The sequence below is a fragment of the Paracoccus pacificus genome (genome assembly GCF_042680785.1).
GTDB classification, from domain to species: domain Bacteria; phylum Pseudomonadota; class Alphaproteobacteria; order Rhodobacterales; family Rhodobacteraceae; genus Paracoccus; species Paracoccus pacificus.
The window spans coordinates 1-13760 of the sequence record NZ_JBHUEN010000015.1; the positions used below are offsets into that span (position 1 = coordinate 1).

18 protein-coding genes and 1 pseudogene are annotated in these 13760 nt (G+C 64.4%); 6 read left to right on the top strand and 13 right to left on the bottom strand.

Annotation, left to right across the window (positions count from 1 at the left end; all coding sequences use genetic code 11):
- Positions 1-365: transposase (locus ACFSCT_RS05415; protein WP_379140763.1), on the top strand; the 365-nt coding region annotated here is incomplete at its 5' end.
- Between the two features lie 225 nt (positions 366-590).
- Here ACFSCT_RS05415 and ACFSCT_RS05420 read toward each other — a convergent pair.
- The 4 genes from ACFSCT_RS05420 to ACFSCT_RS05435 all read right to left on the bottom strand — a co-directional run bounded on the left by ACFSCT_RS05420 (position 591) and on the right by ACFSCT_RS05435 (position 4190).
- On the bottom strand, positions 591-1262 hold the full coding sequence (locus ACFSCT_RS05420; RefSeq protein WP_379140794.1) for a Crp/Fnr family transcriptional regulator: 672 nt from the start codon (positions 1260-1262) through the stop codon (positions 591-593).
- Positions 1159-1761: a hypothetical protein gene (locus ACFSCT_RS05425; protein WP_379140766.1), complete on the bottom strand. Its 603-nt coding sequence runs from the start codon at positions 1759-1761 to the stop codon at positions 1159-1161. Before ACFSCT_RS05425 ends, ACFSCT_RS05420 begins: the two co-directional genes overlap by 104 nt.
- Positions 1762-1943: 182 nt before the next feature.
- Complete coding sequence (locus ACFSCT_RS05430; protein ID WP_379140768.1) at positions 1944-3173, bottom strand: NAD(P)/FAD-dependent oxidoreductase; 1230 nt, start codon at positions 3171-3173, stop codon at positions 1944-1946.
- A 120-nt stretch (positions 3174-3293) separates the two neighbouring features.
- On the bottom strand, positions 3294-4190 hold the full coding sequence (locus ACFSCT_RS05435) for a photosystem reaction center protein H (RefSeq protein ID WP_379140771.1): 897 nt from the start codon (positions 4188-4190) through the stop codon (positions 3294-3296).
- A gap of 163 nt (positions 4191-4353) precedes the next feature.
- On the opposite strand from ACFSCT_RS05435, the gene ACFSCT_RS05440 reads away from it, so the two are divergent.
- Positions 4354-4650: a PRC-barrel domain containing protein gene (locus ACFSCT_RS05440; RefSeq protein ID WP_379140773.1), complete on the top strand. Its 297-nt coding sequence runs from the start codon at positions 4354-4356 to the stop codon at positions 4648-4650.
- A gap of 8 nt (positions 4651-4658) precedes the next feature.
- Positions 4659-4883, top strand: a pseudogene (locus ACFSCT_RS05445) (DUF3008 family protein); the annotation flags it as partial.
- Positions 4884-4959: 76 nt separating this feature from the next.
- Here ACFSCT_RS05445 and ACFSCT_RS05450 read toward each other — a convergent pair.
- The 3 genes from ACFSCT_RS05450 to ACFSCT_RS05460 are packed head-to-tail and all read right to left on the bottom strand — an operon-like array spanning position 4960 to position 6760.
- Positions 4960-5175, bottom strand: coding sequence for a hypothetical protein (locus tag ACFSCT_RS05450; protein ID WP_379140775.1), 216 nt, complete (start codon positions 5173-5175; stop codon positions 4960-4962).
- Between the two features lie 14 nt (positions 5176-5189).
- Positions 5190-6047 carry an SDR family oxidoreductase gene (locus ACFSCT_RS05455; RefSeq protein WP_379140776.1) on the bottom strand — a complete coding sequence of 286 codons (858 nt, stop codon included), beginning with the start codon at positions 6045-6047 and terminating at the stop codon, positions 5190-5192.
- Complete coding sequence (locus ACFSCT_RS05460) at positions 6044-6760, bottom strand: hypothetical protein (RefSeq protein ID WP_379140777.1); 717 nt, start codon at positions 6758-6760, stop codon at positions 6044-6046. Before ACFSCT_RS05460 ends, ACFSCT_RS05455 begins: the two co-directional genes overlap by 4 nt.
- A 129-nt stretch (positions 6761-6889) precedes the next feature.
- Here ACFSCT_RS05460 and ACFSCT_RS05465 point away from each other — a divergent pair, with 129 nt between their 5' ends.
- Positions 6890-7387 carry a YciE/YciF ferroxidase family protein gene (locus ACFSCT_RS05465; RefSeq protein ID WP_379140779.1) on the top strand — a complete coding sequence of 166 codons (498 nt, stop codon included), beginning with the start codon at positions 6890-6892 and terminating at the stop codon, positions 7385-7387.
- A gap of 127 nt (positions 7388-7514) precedes the next feature.
- Here ACFSCT_RS05465 and ACFSCT_RS05470 read toward each other — a convergent pair whose 3' ends face one another.
- The 6 genes from ACFSCT_RS05470 to ACFSCT_RS05495 all read right to left on the bottom strand — a co-directional run bounded on the left by ACFSCT_RS05470 (position 7515) and on the right by ACFSCT_RS05495 (position 12096).
- Positions 7515-7988, bottom strand: coding sequence for a sigma-70 family RNA polymerase sigma factor (locus ACFSCT_RS05470; protein WP_379140781.1), 474 nt, complete (start codon positions 7986-7988; stop codon positions 7515-7517).
- 111 nt (positions 7989-8099) lie between these two features.
- Positions 8100-8312 (bottom strand): hypothetical protein, encoded by a 213-nt coding sequence (locus ACFSCT_RS05475; RefSeq protein ID WP_379140783.1) that lies wholly within the window; start codon positions 8310-8312, stop codon positions 8100-8102.
- Positions 8313-8500: 188 nt separating this feature from the next.
- Positions 8501-8716, bottom strand: a complete 216-nt coding sequence (locus ACFSCT_RS05480; RefSeq protein WP_379140785.1) for a hypothetical protein — start codon at positions 8714-8716, stop codon at positions 8501-8503.
- A 100-nt stretch (positions 8717-8816) separates the two neighbouring features.
- Positions 8817-9719: a non-homologous end-joining DNA ligase gene (ligD, locus tag ACFSCT_RS05485; RefSeq protein WP_379140786.1), complete on the bottom strand. Its 903-nt coding sequence runs from the start codon at positions 9717-9719 to the stop codon at positions 8817-8819.
- Positions 9720-9825: 106 nt separating this feature from the next.
- The gene (locus tag ACFSCT_RS05490) at positions 9826-10983 is read right to left on the bottom strand and encodes an ATP synthase F0 subunit B (RefSeq protein ID WP_379140788.1); all 1158 of its coding nucleotides are present in this window, start codon (positions 10981-10983) and stop codon (positions 9826-9828) included.
- 438 nt (positions 10984-11421) lie between these two features.
- The gene (locus ACFSCT_RS05495) at positions 11422-12096 is read right to left on the bottom strand and encodes a GntR family transcriptional regulator (protein WP_379140790.1); all 675 of its coding nucleotides are present in this window, start codon (positions 12094-12096) and stop codon (positions 11422-11424) included.
- 143 nt (positions 12097-12239) lie between these two features.
- On the opposite strand from ACFSCT_RS05495, the gene ACFSCT_RS05500 reads away from it, so the two are divergent.
- Both ACFSCT_RS05500 and ACFSCT_RS05505 read left to right on the top strand, forming a co-directional pair.
- A complete protein-coding gene (locus ACFSCT_RS05500; RefSeq protein ID WP_379140791.1) occupies positions 12240-13145 on the top strand; it encodes a fumarylacetoacetate hydrolase family protein in 906 nt (301 codons plus the stop codon).
- Between the two features lie 24 nt (positions 13146-13169).
- Positions 13170-13712: a VOC family protein gene (locus tag ACFSCT_RS05505; protein ID WP_379140793.1), complete on the top strand. Its 543-nt coding sequence runs from the start codon at positions 13170-13172 to the stop codon at positions 13710-13712.
- The last annotated feature ends 48 nt before the right edge of the window (positions 13713-13760 follow it).

A 13760-nucleotide genomic window follows, 5' to 3' on the forward strand; every position in this document is an offset into this window, starting at 1 on the left:
TCGACGCGCCATGTCTCTTTGATGGCCCGATCAACGGCGAAGCCTTCACGGCCTGGGTGACCCATGGCCTCGTGCCGAGCCTCTCTCCCGGAGATGTTGTCATCCTCGACAATCTCGGCAGCCACAAGGGACCGGCGGCACGCGCCGCGATCCGCGCGGCGGGGGCACACCTGCTCTTCCTGCCGCCCTACGCGCCGGACCTCAATCCCATCGAACAGGTCTTCGCCAAACTCAAGCATCTGCTGCGCAAAGCGGCAGCTCAAAGCCAGGACGCCGTCTCGAGCACAATCGCCGCAGCGCTCGGAACCTTCTCGGCCAACGAGTGCGCAAACTACCTCGTCAATTCAGGATACGCTTCCGTGTGATGCGATCACGCTCTAGCAGAAGAAGCCGCGCAGCCAAACCCGGACCGGCTTTCCGCGATGGCGAGACTCTTCTTTATCCTAGCAGAAGAAGCCGCGCAGCCAAACCCGGACGCCAACCGCAGCAGCACCTGCACAACCCCACCAGCCCTTCTCGAAATGACCATGCACTCAAACCGACCCTGGGGGTTATCACTGACAACAGCGCACCCCGCCAAAACCCGAATTTCACACGTCTTCAGAATCATCCACCGGCGGCGGAAGATGCAGATAGTCGGGGTTGAATTCAGCGAATGCCATCAGCCGGTCGAGGTCGATGATCGTGATCGCGCGGCCCTCCAGCGCGATCATGTTCCGGCTGCGAAGCGAGGCCAGAACCCGCTGGGCGTGCACCGGGGTTATGCCAAGCGTGTCGGCGAGTTGTTCCTGCGTCAGCGGCAGCAGGAACGGCTCGGCCAGACCGACCGCCTGAAACCGCGTGAACAATTCGCAGAACAGATGCGCCATCTGCTTGTCGGCGCGGCGCTGGCCCATGCTGACCAGCCATTCGCGCAGCACGGCCTCATCCACCAGCGTCGCCCAGCGCAGGGTGCGGGCGATCCGGGAATGGTGTTCCAGAAGCTCCTTGATCTGCTTGCGCGGGATGTCGACCATCACGCATGCGGTCAGCGTGCCGATGCTGTGGTCCATCACCGGCAGGATCGCGACGTCGAGATCGCAGAAATCGCCCGGGATAAGCAGCGCCATGATCGAACGGCCGCCGTCCGGCATCATCTTGAAGCGGCAGGCGATGCCTTCAAGGATCAGATGGACGTTTTCGGGGTCGTCTCCCTGCCGGATGATGTCCTGCCGGGCCGGCAGGGTAACGGGGTCGCGGATGATCTGGTTCAGACGATGGATATCTTCGGAATCGAGGGGGCCACCATTCGCGAGTTTCCGTACCAGCAGGTTTGCTTCCATCGCTCACCCCCCCACTCGGCAGGTTCAAGATGATCCGTCGCAGGGTTTCGCGTCCACGCGACCGGGCGTGCCAGACGCCGCTCTGGCTCAGACGCTGAATGATAGCCGAATTCTTGTAGGATTGCCCGAGAATATCGACCAGCACGATGGATTCGCGTTCGCGCGACCCAAGACAGAACAGCGCGAAGCGCGCCGGATCGCTCTCGGCCAGCAGAACGGCGCTTTGGCCTTTGCGCGCGCAAGGCGGGGTGCCTGCCCGGTGGGATTGGTGCATAAGCCGCAGCATCCAGACCAGAACGTCGGAATTCGGCTGCTTCTGCCAGGACAGCAGAATCGCCCGGTGCAGGGTATGTTCCAGCAACGCATCGCCACGCTCGCGATCCATGCAGATCAGATGGGCGTAGGTGCGCAGGCTGTGAAGATGACGGGCGATGATCATGCGGTGGGATCCGCGATGGGAAGCGATTGCATAATGGGATTCCCTTCGCCTGAATATGGAAGCCAGCCCAATGTCGCAGGTCTTGCGGGTTGTGGACACAACCTTTGTTTGTATTAAAAAAATTGCCGCTGCGCGTCGTGCGCATGGGCGGATTTTCGTCGGCGGATTCGGCCGCTCGGGCGTCAGCGAAACCGGAAAACGAAGGCGTCGGGATCGGTTTCCCCGGCGATTCGCGCGGCCGCGATCTGCGCCCCGATGATCGAGAAGGTGATGCCGTTGCCGCCGAACCCCATCACCGCCTGAATGCGCTGATAACCCGGCACGCGGTCGACGATCGGCAGCCCGTCCGTGGTCACGCTGAAGGGCGCGGCCCAAGCATAGGCGGGTTTGCCGATATCGACGCCGGTCAGCTCCTTCAGCTTTTCGGCGATGATCTTCGCCTTGCGCGCCAGTTTCGCGGGGTCGCTGTTGGTGGTCGCGGCATCCTCATCCTCGCCGCCGGCGATGATGCGGCCCGTCGGCGTGGTGCGGAAATAAAGATAGGGGTCGGCCGCCTCCCAGCCGATGGTGCCCAGCATCCATTCCGGCAGCCCGGTCAACGGGCGCGAGGCCAAGGCCCAGGTCGAGGTGACGTGATGGGCGCGGGTCTTCATCTGCGGCAGATATTCGTAGCCGGTGCAAAAGACCGCGTGATCGGCGGTGACGACCTGACCTTCGCGGGTGGCGAGTGCCACGCCGCAGGGCAGTTCGGCCATGTCGGTGATCTCGACCCCGGTCACGATCCGCGCGCCGCGCGCGATCGACGCCGCCAGCAGCCCCGCCGTCAGTTGGGCCGGGTTGGCCGAGGCCGAATCGGTCGACAGGATCGCCGCCGTCCGGTCGATGCCGAACCGGTCGCGCAGGTCGGTGGCGGTCAGGTATTCCGCGCCGATGCCGATGCGGTTCCGCGCCTTCGCCTCGGCTTTCAGCGCCCGCGCGCCCATGGTATTTCCGGCGATATAAAGGGCGGGTTTCGGCTGCATGTCGCAGTCGATCCCCAGCTCCGCGACCAGCCCGATGAGGTCGTTCACCGCCCGGACCGAACGCCGCCACGCCGCATTCGCCGCCCGCGCCCCGATCTGGCGTTGCAGCCGGGTCAGCGGCACGTCGATTTCGTGCTGGATCATCGCGGTCGAGGCCGGGGTCGAGCCGCGCACCGGCGGCCGGCGATCAAGGATCAGCACCGATTTTCCGGCCCGCGTCAGCGCCTCGGCGGTCAATGCGCCGCTGATGCCCGAACCCACGACCACGACATCGGCATGGCCGGCCGTCAGCCGCTTTTCGGCGGCCACGGTCGAATGTGGGGTTTTCAACCAGAAGGAGGTGCCGATCCGAAGATCGTCCTTGCGTGTGCGTGCGTCCAGATCAGTCATCAGAATATTCCCGTTCCCGTCATGGCCCCGAACGATCATCGCGGCGACCCGGTTCCCCATCGAAAAACCCCGCAACCGGAAGCCACCGGTTGCGGGGGTCTTGGTCTGATGTCGCCGCGATCAGTTGGCGGCGGGTGCGGCTGCCTCGTTATACTCGGGCAGCGCTTCCAGTTGCTCGCGCGTCCATGGCAGATAGACGCGGTCGTCCGAGCCGTTGCTGTAGATCACCAGCTCTTCGGCGGGCACGGCGACCCGGTGTTCGCCCATGCCAAGGAAACCGCCGACATCAACGACGATCTGCTTGATCGCGCCCATGTCACCCTGCCCCGCGTCGCCTTGCGCCGCAGTGGTGGCGCCGGTCGCGGCGGTCTGATTGCTTGCACCCGTGGGCGTCCCCGTCGCGGTGCTGGCTTCGCCCGCCGCGGGACCGGCCGAACCGGTTGCCATCGCCGTTCCGGCACCGGCGCCGGTGGTTCCGGTCGCGGCGGTGGCACTGTCCGTTGCCGCAGGCGGCGTTGCCGTGCCCGTGGCGGTGGTGCTGTCAGTCGTCGCAGGCGCGGTCGTCGTGCCCGTGGCGGTGGTGCTGTCCGTCGCGGCAGGCGCGGTCGTCGTGCCCGTGGCGGTGGTGCTGTCCGTCGCGGCGGGCGCGGTTGTCGTATCCGTGGCGCTGGAGCCAGCCGTCGCATTGCCCGGGGCGGTATCGGTGCCGGTTGTGGTCATGCCGCCGGCATCCGCCTGAAACGAGGTCGTGCCGTTGGTGAAGATCAGCCCGGAAACCTCGCCGATCTCTTCGTTATTGGCGTCATAGACCGTCGCATCCTGAAGGATTTCCGCCGTCAGCGCCTTGTCGCTTGCGGTAAAGCCTTCGGGCGGGGTGATGGTGACCGTCGTGCCTCCGGCCGTGTTTTCGGTCGTGACCGTGGTGCCCGGCTCGGCCGGTGCGGTCGTGGTCTGCGCCTGCGCGACGCCGGCGCTTAGTGCCAGCGCAAGGGCGGTGGTGGTCAACACATGTCTCATGTCTTCTCCTCCTGTTACGACGTGGAATGTGAAGGCGGTTGAACCGGCGAGGTCGCCAAATGTTCCAGCAATATTTTTCGCCCAAAGGGTCACGCTAGCGTGATGGAACAGAGGGGTTGCGGGCCGGTTAAAGCGCCTCGACCGCAACAAAGGAGCGATTGAAATGGACCACAGCAGACATGTACGCCTGAGCGATGCCGACCTGTCCGAAGTCGTGTTGGAGGGCGCCACCGTCTACGGCCCCGACGACGAAAAGATCGGCAGCGTGTCCGAAGTCTCGGGCATCGGCGCCGACTCGCAAATGGTGATCGACGTCGGCGGTTTTCTGGGCATCGGCTCGAAACCGGTCATGGTGTCGGCGCGCGACCTGCAATTCATGCGCGACGAGGATGGCGAAGTTCACGCCGTCACAAGCTGGACCAAGGATCAGCTTCAGGACATGCCGGAATATCGCAGTTAAAACCCTTTGTGACCGGCCCTTCGGGGCCGGTCATCCCTTGCCGCCGATCCTTGAAGAAAGCATCGAAGCCAGCCACGTCAAAGGCCCGGCAGCAGGTGGCGGGTGTCGCCCTTTCCGTCAAACGGGGCGCGAGACCGGCAAGGACGAACTGCGCCGTCCATCGAAGGGACGTCTACGCGCCGATGACCCAGGCAAGGCTTGAGGAATTAGAAAGCGCGCAGCGACAGGCAAGCCCGAACAGAAAGGGCGATGCCCCCCACATTCGGGGATATGCGAAACGGGCAAAGGCGGGGTGCCTTCGCCCGTTTCTTAATAGGTTCCCGGCGGATCGCTGGCGGGAAAGGATTGGTCCGCCTGTTCGTCGACGATGTCCCATGTCGGCGGAGGCGCGTCCATCTCGCGGCGCCCGGCGGAACGAATGCGCTGATGCCCAAGGGCTGGCCGGCGCGCGGCGGCATCGCTTAGCCCCTTCAGAATCAGGCCCAGGGTCACGCCACAGAAAAGCACGAGTAACCGCTTTCTCATGTTTGGTCTCCTTCTCACATCATCGGTTTGCCGCCGGTGACGGCGATGGTCGCGCCCGAGACATAGCTCGACGCCGGCTCGGCCAGCATCACATAGGCCGAGGCGAGTTCGACCGGCTGCGCGGGCCGGCCCATCGGGTAATCGGCGCCGAATTCCGCCACCTTGTCCGGCGGCATGCTGGCGGGGATAAGCGGTGTCCAGACCGGACCGGGCGCCACCGTATTCACGCGGATCCCGCGATCGGCCAGCATCTGCGCCAGCCCGGTGCTGAAATTCTGGATCGCGCCCTTGGTCGTGGCATAGGGCAGAAGCTGCGGATTGGGCTTGTCTGCATTGATCGAGGCGGTGTTGATGATCGCCGCGCCTTTCGGCATATGCGGCACCGCCGCCTTGGTCAGGTAAAAGATCGCGTCCAGATTGACAGCGAAGGTCCGGCGCCATTCCGCGTCCGAAATATCCTCGATATTCTCGAACACCTTCTGATGGGCGGCATTGTTGACCAGAATGTCGATGCGCCCGAAGCGGTCCACCACATCGGCCACGATCTTGCGGCAATGGTCGGGATCGGCGATGTCGCCCGCGATCGACAGGCATTCACGCCCTGCCCCGCGCACCAGATCGGCGGTGCTGGCGGCATCCTCGGTCTCGTTCAGCCATGACAGGGCGATATCGGCGCCCTCGCGCGCATAGGCGATGGCGACGGCGCGGCCGATGCCGCTGTCGCCGCCCGTGATCAGCGCCACCTTGCCCCCCAGCCGGTCCGCCCCCTGCCAGCTATCTTCACCGTGATCGGGGCGCGGGTCCATCTTCCGGAAGCTGCCGGGCAATGATTGCTGCTGTTCCGGAAATGGCGGCTTCGGATAATCGGTCATGACTTCAGCCTTTCGTTACGCGCGGTCACGACAGGCTGCTTGTTGTTGTCCTGCAGAAGGTTCAAGTCATCGGTTACCCGGTTGGCCGGGTCGATGCGCTGCTGGCGCTGATCTATCACATGAGGGGACGGATGCCGCCGCCGGTCCAGCGCCGAACGCACGAGATGATCGGTCGGGGTTATCATATCGGTCACGGCCCCAAGCTCGGCGTTCAGACGGGCGGACTCGGCATTCCTGTCGGCGATCCGCTGCGCGGCGATCAGCCCCAGCGACAGACCGACACCCAGCGCCAGAAATCCACCGGCGACGGCATATGGCGACAGCACCAGTTCCCATCCGGGGCGCAGGAATTCGGGCAAAAGCGCATAATCGACCACGCCCGCCACCAGCGCGGTCCCAAGACCGGCAAGCCACGCCATGCCGATCCGCCCTTTTCGCGCGCCGCGAACCGTGAACACGGTGACGGCCGCCCAGAAAAAACACGCCGCCAGATTGATGATCGCGCCAAGCCCGGTATGGGCCAGATCAAACCCGGTGAAATCCGCCGCGTTGGGGCCATAGAACGTATGGGTCGTGGCATTAAGCGGCATCCAGAACGGCAGGCCGTTCATCAGCGACAGAACGCCAAGGACCAGCATCGACAGCCCGAAGGCCAGAACCCCGGCCAAGGGCCATGCCAGATCGTATCGGGCCATTGCAATCGGACGGTGCATGATGATCTCCGTGTTTTCGGTTGGCGCCCACAACCTTCAGCATGACGGTTTGTTCCCGGGAACATTTCGCGCCCTCGGCGGTTCAACCGCCCGCGCAACTCGCGTGAACTTCTTGGAAGGAGCTATCCAATGGCAGACAAACTGCTGGACGATCTGTTCTATGAGACGCTGAAAGACATCTATTACGCCGAACGCCAGTTGCTGAAGGCGTTGAAAAAGATGGCGGGCGCCGCCCGTTCCGACCGTCTGCGGCAGGCGTTCGAGGACCACCGCACCGAAACCGAAACCCATGTCGAGCGGCTGCAAAAGGTGTTCGAGATCATCGGCAAACCGGCGCGCGGCAAGACCTGTCAGGCGATCGACGGCATCATCGAGGAAGGCGACGATGTGATGTCCGAGTTCAAGGGCGCGCCCGCGCTTGATGCCGGGCTGATCGCCGCCGGACAGGCCGCCGAGCATTACGAGATCGCCCGCTATGGCACGCTTCGGCAATGGGCGCGCGACCTTGGCCTTGACGATGCCGCCGGGTTGCTGGAGCAGACGCTGAACGAAGAATCCAAAGCCGATGACCTGCTGACCGAGATCGCCGAAAGCGAAGGCAACCAAGAGGCGATGGAAGCGAACTGAAACGCAACCTTTGTCGTACCATGGCCGCGCCCAAGCGCCGGCGCGGCCATGGTACCGCGATCAAAGTAGATCAAAGCCGCCGATCGAAGGCTTGGCAGCGTCCGCCCGGACCTTGATCTCTATCTTGTCACAGCATCGGTTCGACCACTTCGCGCAGCATCGAGCGCGCCCGGTTCACCCGGCTTTTGATCGTGCCGATGTCGCAATCCAGAATGCGCGCCGCGTCAAGATAGCTTTCCCCCAGAACCCCGACCAGAATGATCGCCTCGCGGTAATGAAGGGGAATATCCTCCAGCGCGGCCCACATGTGATTGGCCTGCAAATGCCATTCCTGGTCGGCCTTGACCCGCGCCACCGTTGAGACGCAATCCATGGCGCCAGTGCGTTCACGCGCGCTTTTGCGGCAATTGGTCAGAAAACGGTTGCGCATGATGGTGAACAGCCACGCCCGCATATTGGTGCCGGGCTCATAACGCCGCGCGTTTTCGATTGCGCGCAAAAGTGTTTCCTGAACCAGATCCTCGGCCTCCGGGATGGATCGGCATAATGCGCGTGAATAAGCCCGAAGCGCGGGGATATGCGCCAATATGTCGTCAGACATATGTTCCAATACTCCCGACCAGCGTTTCTACTTCACCCATGTGGGCAGTAGGGGGCACGCGATCCAGCCCCCGGGTGCGAACGAGTCCCGGCGGTCCGGCGGGTTCGGGGGTCAGCGCGACTCTTCGACCAACCCGTTTCCGGCGGTTCGGGCGTTCTGCAAAGCCGCCTCGAGTCGCGCGGCCAATTCCCGCAGTTCTTTGGAAATAGGTTCTTTTTTTGCCTGTATCAGCAACGCCGACAACATCGCGTCCAGTTCGGTTGCGACAATCGGGTCACCTTCGTCACCGGGCATATGCGCCTCCATGTCGCCATACTGGTTCACTTATATTAACCCAATTTTGGCGTCGGGCGAGGATTTTCATTTCAAATTTCCGGCAGTTTTCGCGTGACGCAACGCAAGCGCCAATGGCCATGCCATCGGATCGCGTTCGCCTGAAACCTACAGGAAGGACGCGCCCCCTTTCATGGCGCGCCTTCGGTCTGCCCTCTGCACGACGGTCCGGCACCGGCTCAGCCCGGCGGCTGCCCGGTCGTGGTGCCTTGCGGCGCAGAGGGAATTTCCTCGATCGGCCCGACCGTCTCGCCCGGCATTGCGGGATCGTCGGTTTCGTCACCGATCCACCACAGGAAGCCGAGCAACACGACCACGACGATCACGATGATCCCCACGATGGGAACCAGATGGTTGCGGACCTGCTTTTCCGGGTCGGTCTGGGGGGCGGACATGGTATTTCCTCCTTTGCGACGGCGATGACGCCATTATCGAAGGGAGGGCAACCTTTTCAGCCGGGGGATGTTCCCGCCATATTTCACCCCGCGCCGGAGATCAAAGCGCGGCGCGCCGTGCCTCGACCGCATCGACGATCCCCGGGGACAGCGTCTGCGGCGGCGGCCGGTCGACCCCCGACCAGCCGCGTTCCAGCGCCGCGACGGTCGAAAATGCGGCCGCCGTCGTGATTTCCGGCAACTCGTCCCAGCCGACCGGACAGGCCACCGGCGCCCCGGGCCGGGCGCGGACCGAGAAAGGGGCGATGGCGGTCGCCCCGCGCTCGTTCCTCAGCCAGTCGATGAAGATGCGGCCCTTGCGCTTGGCCTTCGACATTTCGGCCACGAAACGCGCGGGCTGGGATTGCGCCATCAGCGTGGCCACCCCGCGCGCGAACAGCTTGACCCTGTCCCAACCCGCCGTGCGTTTCAGCGGTACGATCACATGCACCCCCTTGCCGCCCGAAAGCATCGCCCATGACGCCAGCCCCAGATCCGCCAGCAGGACGCGCAGGTCGAGCGCCGCCTGACGGACATCGGCAAAACTCAGCGCCTCATCAGGGTCGAAGTCGAAGACCAGCCGGTCGGGCCGGTCCAGCTTGTCGCGGCAGGCACCCCAGACGTGAAACTCGACCGTTCCCATCTGCACCGCGGCCACGATCCCGGCCGCATCGGTCACATAGACATAGGGATGCCGGGCGCCGTCGCTTTCGGCGATCTCGACGACCTTCAGGCTGGCCGGAAAACCCTTGCCTGGGTGTTTCTGAAAGAACCTCTCGCCCGCCATCCCTTCCGGCAGGCGCAACAGCGACAGCGGGCGGTCGGCGATTTCTTCCAGCATTGCCGGGGCGATGCGGTCGTAATAGCGCGCAAGATCGCCCTTGGTCAGGGGCGGATCGTCAAAGATCACGCGGCCCGCGCTGCTGATCGCTATCCCCGCGACGGTTTCGCTGTCATCAGGCATGACCTACCCTCCAACCCCGTTTGAGCTTGGCGATTGTCCTGCAGCCGCGCAAGTGCGCAAAGGCCGCGCGATACGCGGCCCTTGCGGCTTTCCCGATCCGCCGGGTTTACGACCGGCGCAGCCAGAACCGGCCGCTGTCGCGGTCCTGCCCGCCCTTGACGGCGGCGGCGAAGGCCACCCCGGCCGCCACGATCGAAGAGATCGCCAGCAGCAGCGCCGTCCAGATCGCCGCTTTGCGGGCGGCTTCGGTGGCGTCGATGGCGGTCTGCTTCGCCTCTTCCAGCCGTGCCTGGGCCTCGGCCTGCAGGCGCTCGGCCTCGGCCTTCGCCTGCGCGGCCAGTTCCTCGGCCTGGGTGCGGGCCTGGTCAAGCCGCTGCTGCGCGTCGTCGCGGATGGCGGTGATCGACTGGACGGTCTGATCGAGGCGCTGGTTGATCTCCTGCTCGGACAGTTCGGTCCGGGCCGCCAGCGCCTGCACCAGATAGGTGCGGTCGGCTTCGGACAATTCACCGGTGCGGATGACATTGCCAAGGATATTGCCAAGCTCGCGGCGGATCGCCTCGTTCGAGAAATTGGTCGTGGCGCCCGGCTGCGGCCGCAGAAGCTGATCGGCCAGATAGTCGATCGGGTTCGCCTGCATCCCGCCGGGCAGCATGTCCTGAAGGCCCCCGCCCCCGGCGGCCTGCCCGGCACCCTGCGCAAGACCGCCGATGGCCTGCCCGGCGCCGCTGATCGCGCCGCCCGCAACCTGACCCGCGCCGCTGACGACGCCGCCGACGACCTGACCGGTGCCCTGCAGCGCGCCGCCGACCGCGGACCCGCCGGCCTCGGCCAGCGAAGCGGCGGCATTGCCGACCGTGCGCAACCCGCCGGTCGCGATCATCACGGTAAGCAGGGTCGCCAGAAGCGTGCCCACCGCCCAGACGGTCAGGCCATGCGTGCCGTCGCGCGCCATGGTCTCATCCGAGCTGACCCCCGCCGCCCGGGTGCGCATCCGCCCGGCGACATAGCCGCCAAGCGCATAGGCCAGCAGCATGCCCAGAAACGCGAACAGCGCGACCAGAACGCCCATGAACCCGCCGCCCTGCTCTCCCGGCTCGGCCGAGATCGAGCCCAGGCCGAGGGCCGTGGTAAAGCCGGTCAGCACCACCGTGACCCCGGCGGCGATCGCCGCGCCGGCGAAAATCGCAGGCCAGTCCATGACCCTGCGCGGCGTCGCATCGACACCCTGTGTGTCGGCCAGAAGGACTTCAGTATCGCTCATGACAATTTCCTTTCCTTCGCAAACTTGGTCGGCGTGCCCGCGTCCGAAGACGGTCCTTTCGCGGGAAAACCTGGGCACGCGCCGGTCCGATGAATTCCCGGTGGCGTGCAACCGCGAGATCGCGATTTTGTTCCAGAGTTTTCGAAGGTTGCCGGTTTGCCCGGTGGCGCGGCAGCGCGCTGCGCCCGACCACTCCGCCCGGCGCATGACGATCCTTCCCCGCATAAGCGGCCCGCCGCCATGATCAGGAAACGACAGATCGGGACGGCCGGAAAAGCCGGGATGACCGGACGAATTAGGACCGGTTTGCAAGACAGGGGCGGCACATCACGCGATCCCACGCCCCCAGTCCGACACCCCCCAAGGCGCGCATATCGACCAGCAGATTTCAGCGCGTCTTATCCGCCGCCATTCGGTTTGCAGAAAGCGGTTCAGACCTCAGGCGCTGCTTTGCAACACCGCCGAAGACAGCAGAATATCGGTCGTCTTGCGCAAATGCTCGCCGATCAAGACGCTTGCCTGATCCGGATCGCGGGCGAGGACCGCCTGCATGATGCCGTGATGCTCGCGGTCCAGTTCGCGGGTCTGATGCGCAAGGGGCACCGACAGGCGGCGGTAACGCTCGGACTGGGCATAAAGCATCTCGCGGATCCGCAAAAGCCACGGGCTGTCGCAGGCCTCGACCAGCGTTGCGTGAAACTGATGATGGACCTTCGCCCAGCTGTCATTGACCCGCGAGGCATCCTCGGCCGCCCGTTCCGGGGTGCGCGCAAGCTGATGATAGATGGCGATGATGCGCCCCTCCCACGCCAGATCGCCCAGCTCGATCGCGCGGCGCAGGCATTGCGCCTCGATGTTGGCGCGCACCTCGGTCATGTCGAGAAGGTCTTCGCGCGAGATCGGCGTGACCCGGAAGCCCTTTTGCGGCTCGGCGATGATCAGCCCTTCCGAGGTCAGCCGCGACAGCGCCTCGCGCACCGCGCCGGGGCTGAACCCGCGTTCCTTGCAGATATCGGCGATGACGATCTTCGTCCCCGGCGCAAGCCGGCAGGACAGGACGTCGCCCCTGAGCGTGTCATAGGCGATCCGGGTGATGCTGGAGCTTTCACTCATGTCTTGTTCTCACTGGTCATGACCCCTTGTCGCGCCAAGCTGGACAAGGCGCAATAAATTTTTTCTTACATAAAATATATTTTTTGTTGACGTGGCGGCAATGCACCGGTTACCACTTCATCAAACGGAAGGGGGAAAAGCAGATGAGATTCGTATCCTTTGCGGAAAACAATCAGGCCGGTCTGGGCGTCGAAACCGAAGACGGCCGCGTGTTTGGCCTGAACGCGAACGACAGCGGCTATCCGGGCGATCTGCTGACGCTGATCCAGAACGGCCCCGACGCATTGACCGATGCCGCGCGCATCTTGCGCAACGGGCGCGAGATCGACATGCGGCGGGCCCGCTGGTTGCCGCCGCTGGCGCAGCCCGGCAAGATCATCTGCGTCGGGCTGAACTATGTCGATCACACCTCGGAAAGCGGCTTTCAGCAGCCGGACTATCCGACGCTGTTCGCCCGCTTCTCGACCAGCCTGATCGGCCATATGGACGCGATGATCCGGCCCCGCGTGTCGCATCAACTGGATTACGAGGGCGAAATCGCCGCCGTGATCGGTCGCGGCGGACGCCATATCCCCAAGGACAGCGCGCTTGACCATGTCGCGGGCTATTCCATCTTCAACGACGGCTCGGTGCGCGACTATCAGACCAAGGCGCCGCAATGGACCGTCGGCAAGAACTTCGACGGCACCGGCGCCTTCGGGCCGGCCTTCGTCACCGCCGACGCGCTGCCGCCGGGCTGCCGCGGGCTGCGTCTGCAAACCCGCCTGAACGGAGCCGTCATGCAGGACGCCTCGGCCGATGACATGGTTTTCGACGTAGCGACGCTGATCGCGATCATCAGCGAGGCGATCACGCTGGTGCCCGGCGATGTCATCGTGACCGGAACGCCGGCCGGCATCGGTCTGGCGCGCAAGCCCCCCCTGTTCATGAAACCCGGCGACATCTGCGAGATCGAGGTCGAGGGGCTGGGGACGCTGCGCAATCACATCGCCGACGAAGAACCGGCCGGGACCGCCGCGCAGGAAACGCGCATCCCCGCCATGAACTGAACGTCGATTAAGGAGGAGAAAACTATGGCTGATCGACCGAACAGACCGCAGACGCCGCTGGACGGCAATCACCACGTCACCGGGATCACCTCGGACGTCAAGGCCAACCTTGACTTCTGGTGCCGGGTCATGGGGCTGAGGTTCGTCAAGAAGACGCTGAATTTCGAGACCACCTTCCGCTATCACACCTATTACGGCGACGAGACCGGCGATCCGGGCAGCGTGGTGACCTTCCTTGAATTCAACGAGGCCCCAAAGGCTCAGCCCGGCAAGGGCAACATCGCCGCAGCGATCCTGCGCGTCGGCTCCTACGAGGCGCTTGAATACTGGATGGACCGGCTGACGCAGGAACAGATCTTCAGCGAGATGATCCGGCTTGATCCGACGCAGCCGACCCGTCTGGTCTTTTCCGATCACGAAGGCCACCGTGTCGAGCTGATCGAATCCGATGCGCCCGACAAGCCGCTGGCGGCGCCGGCCTCGGACATTCCCGAAGAGTTCCGCATCCGTGGCATCGAGGGCGTCCGCTCCTATTGCAATCCAGACGAACTGTCAACGGCGGCGTAAAACCCAGCCACTGGGCGGCGCAAAAGTCGGCCACCCTTGCGCGCGGCT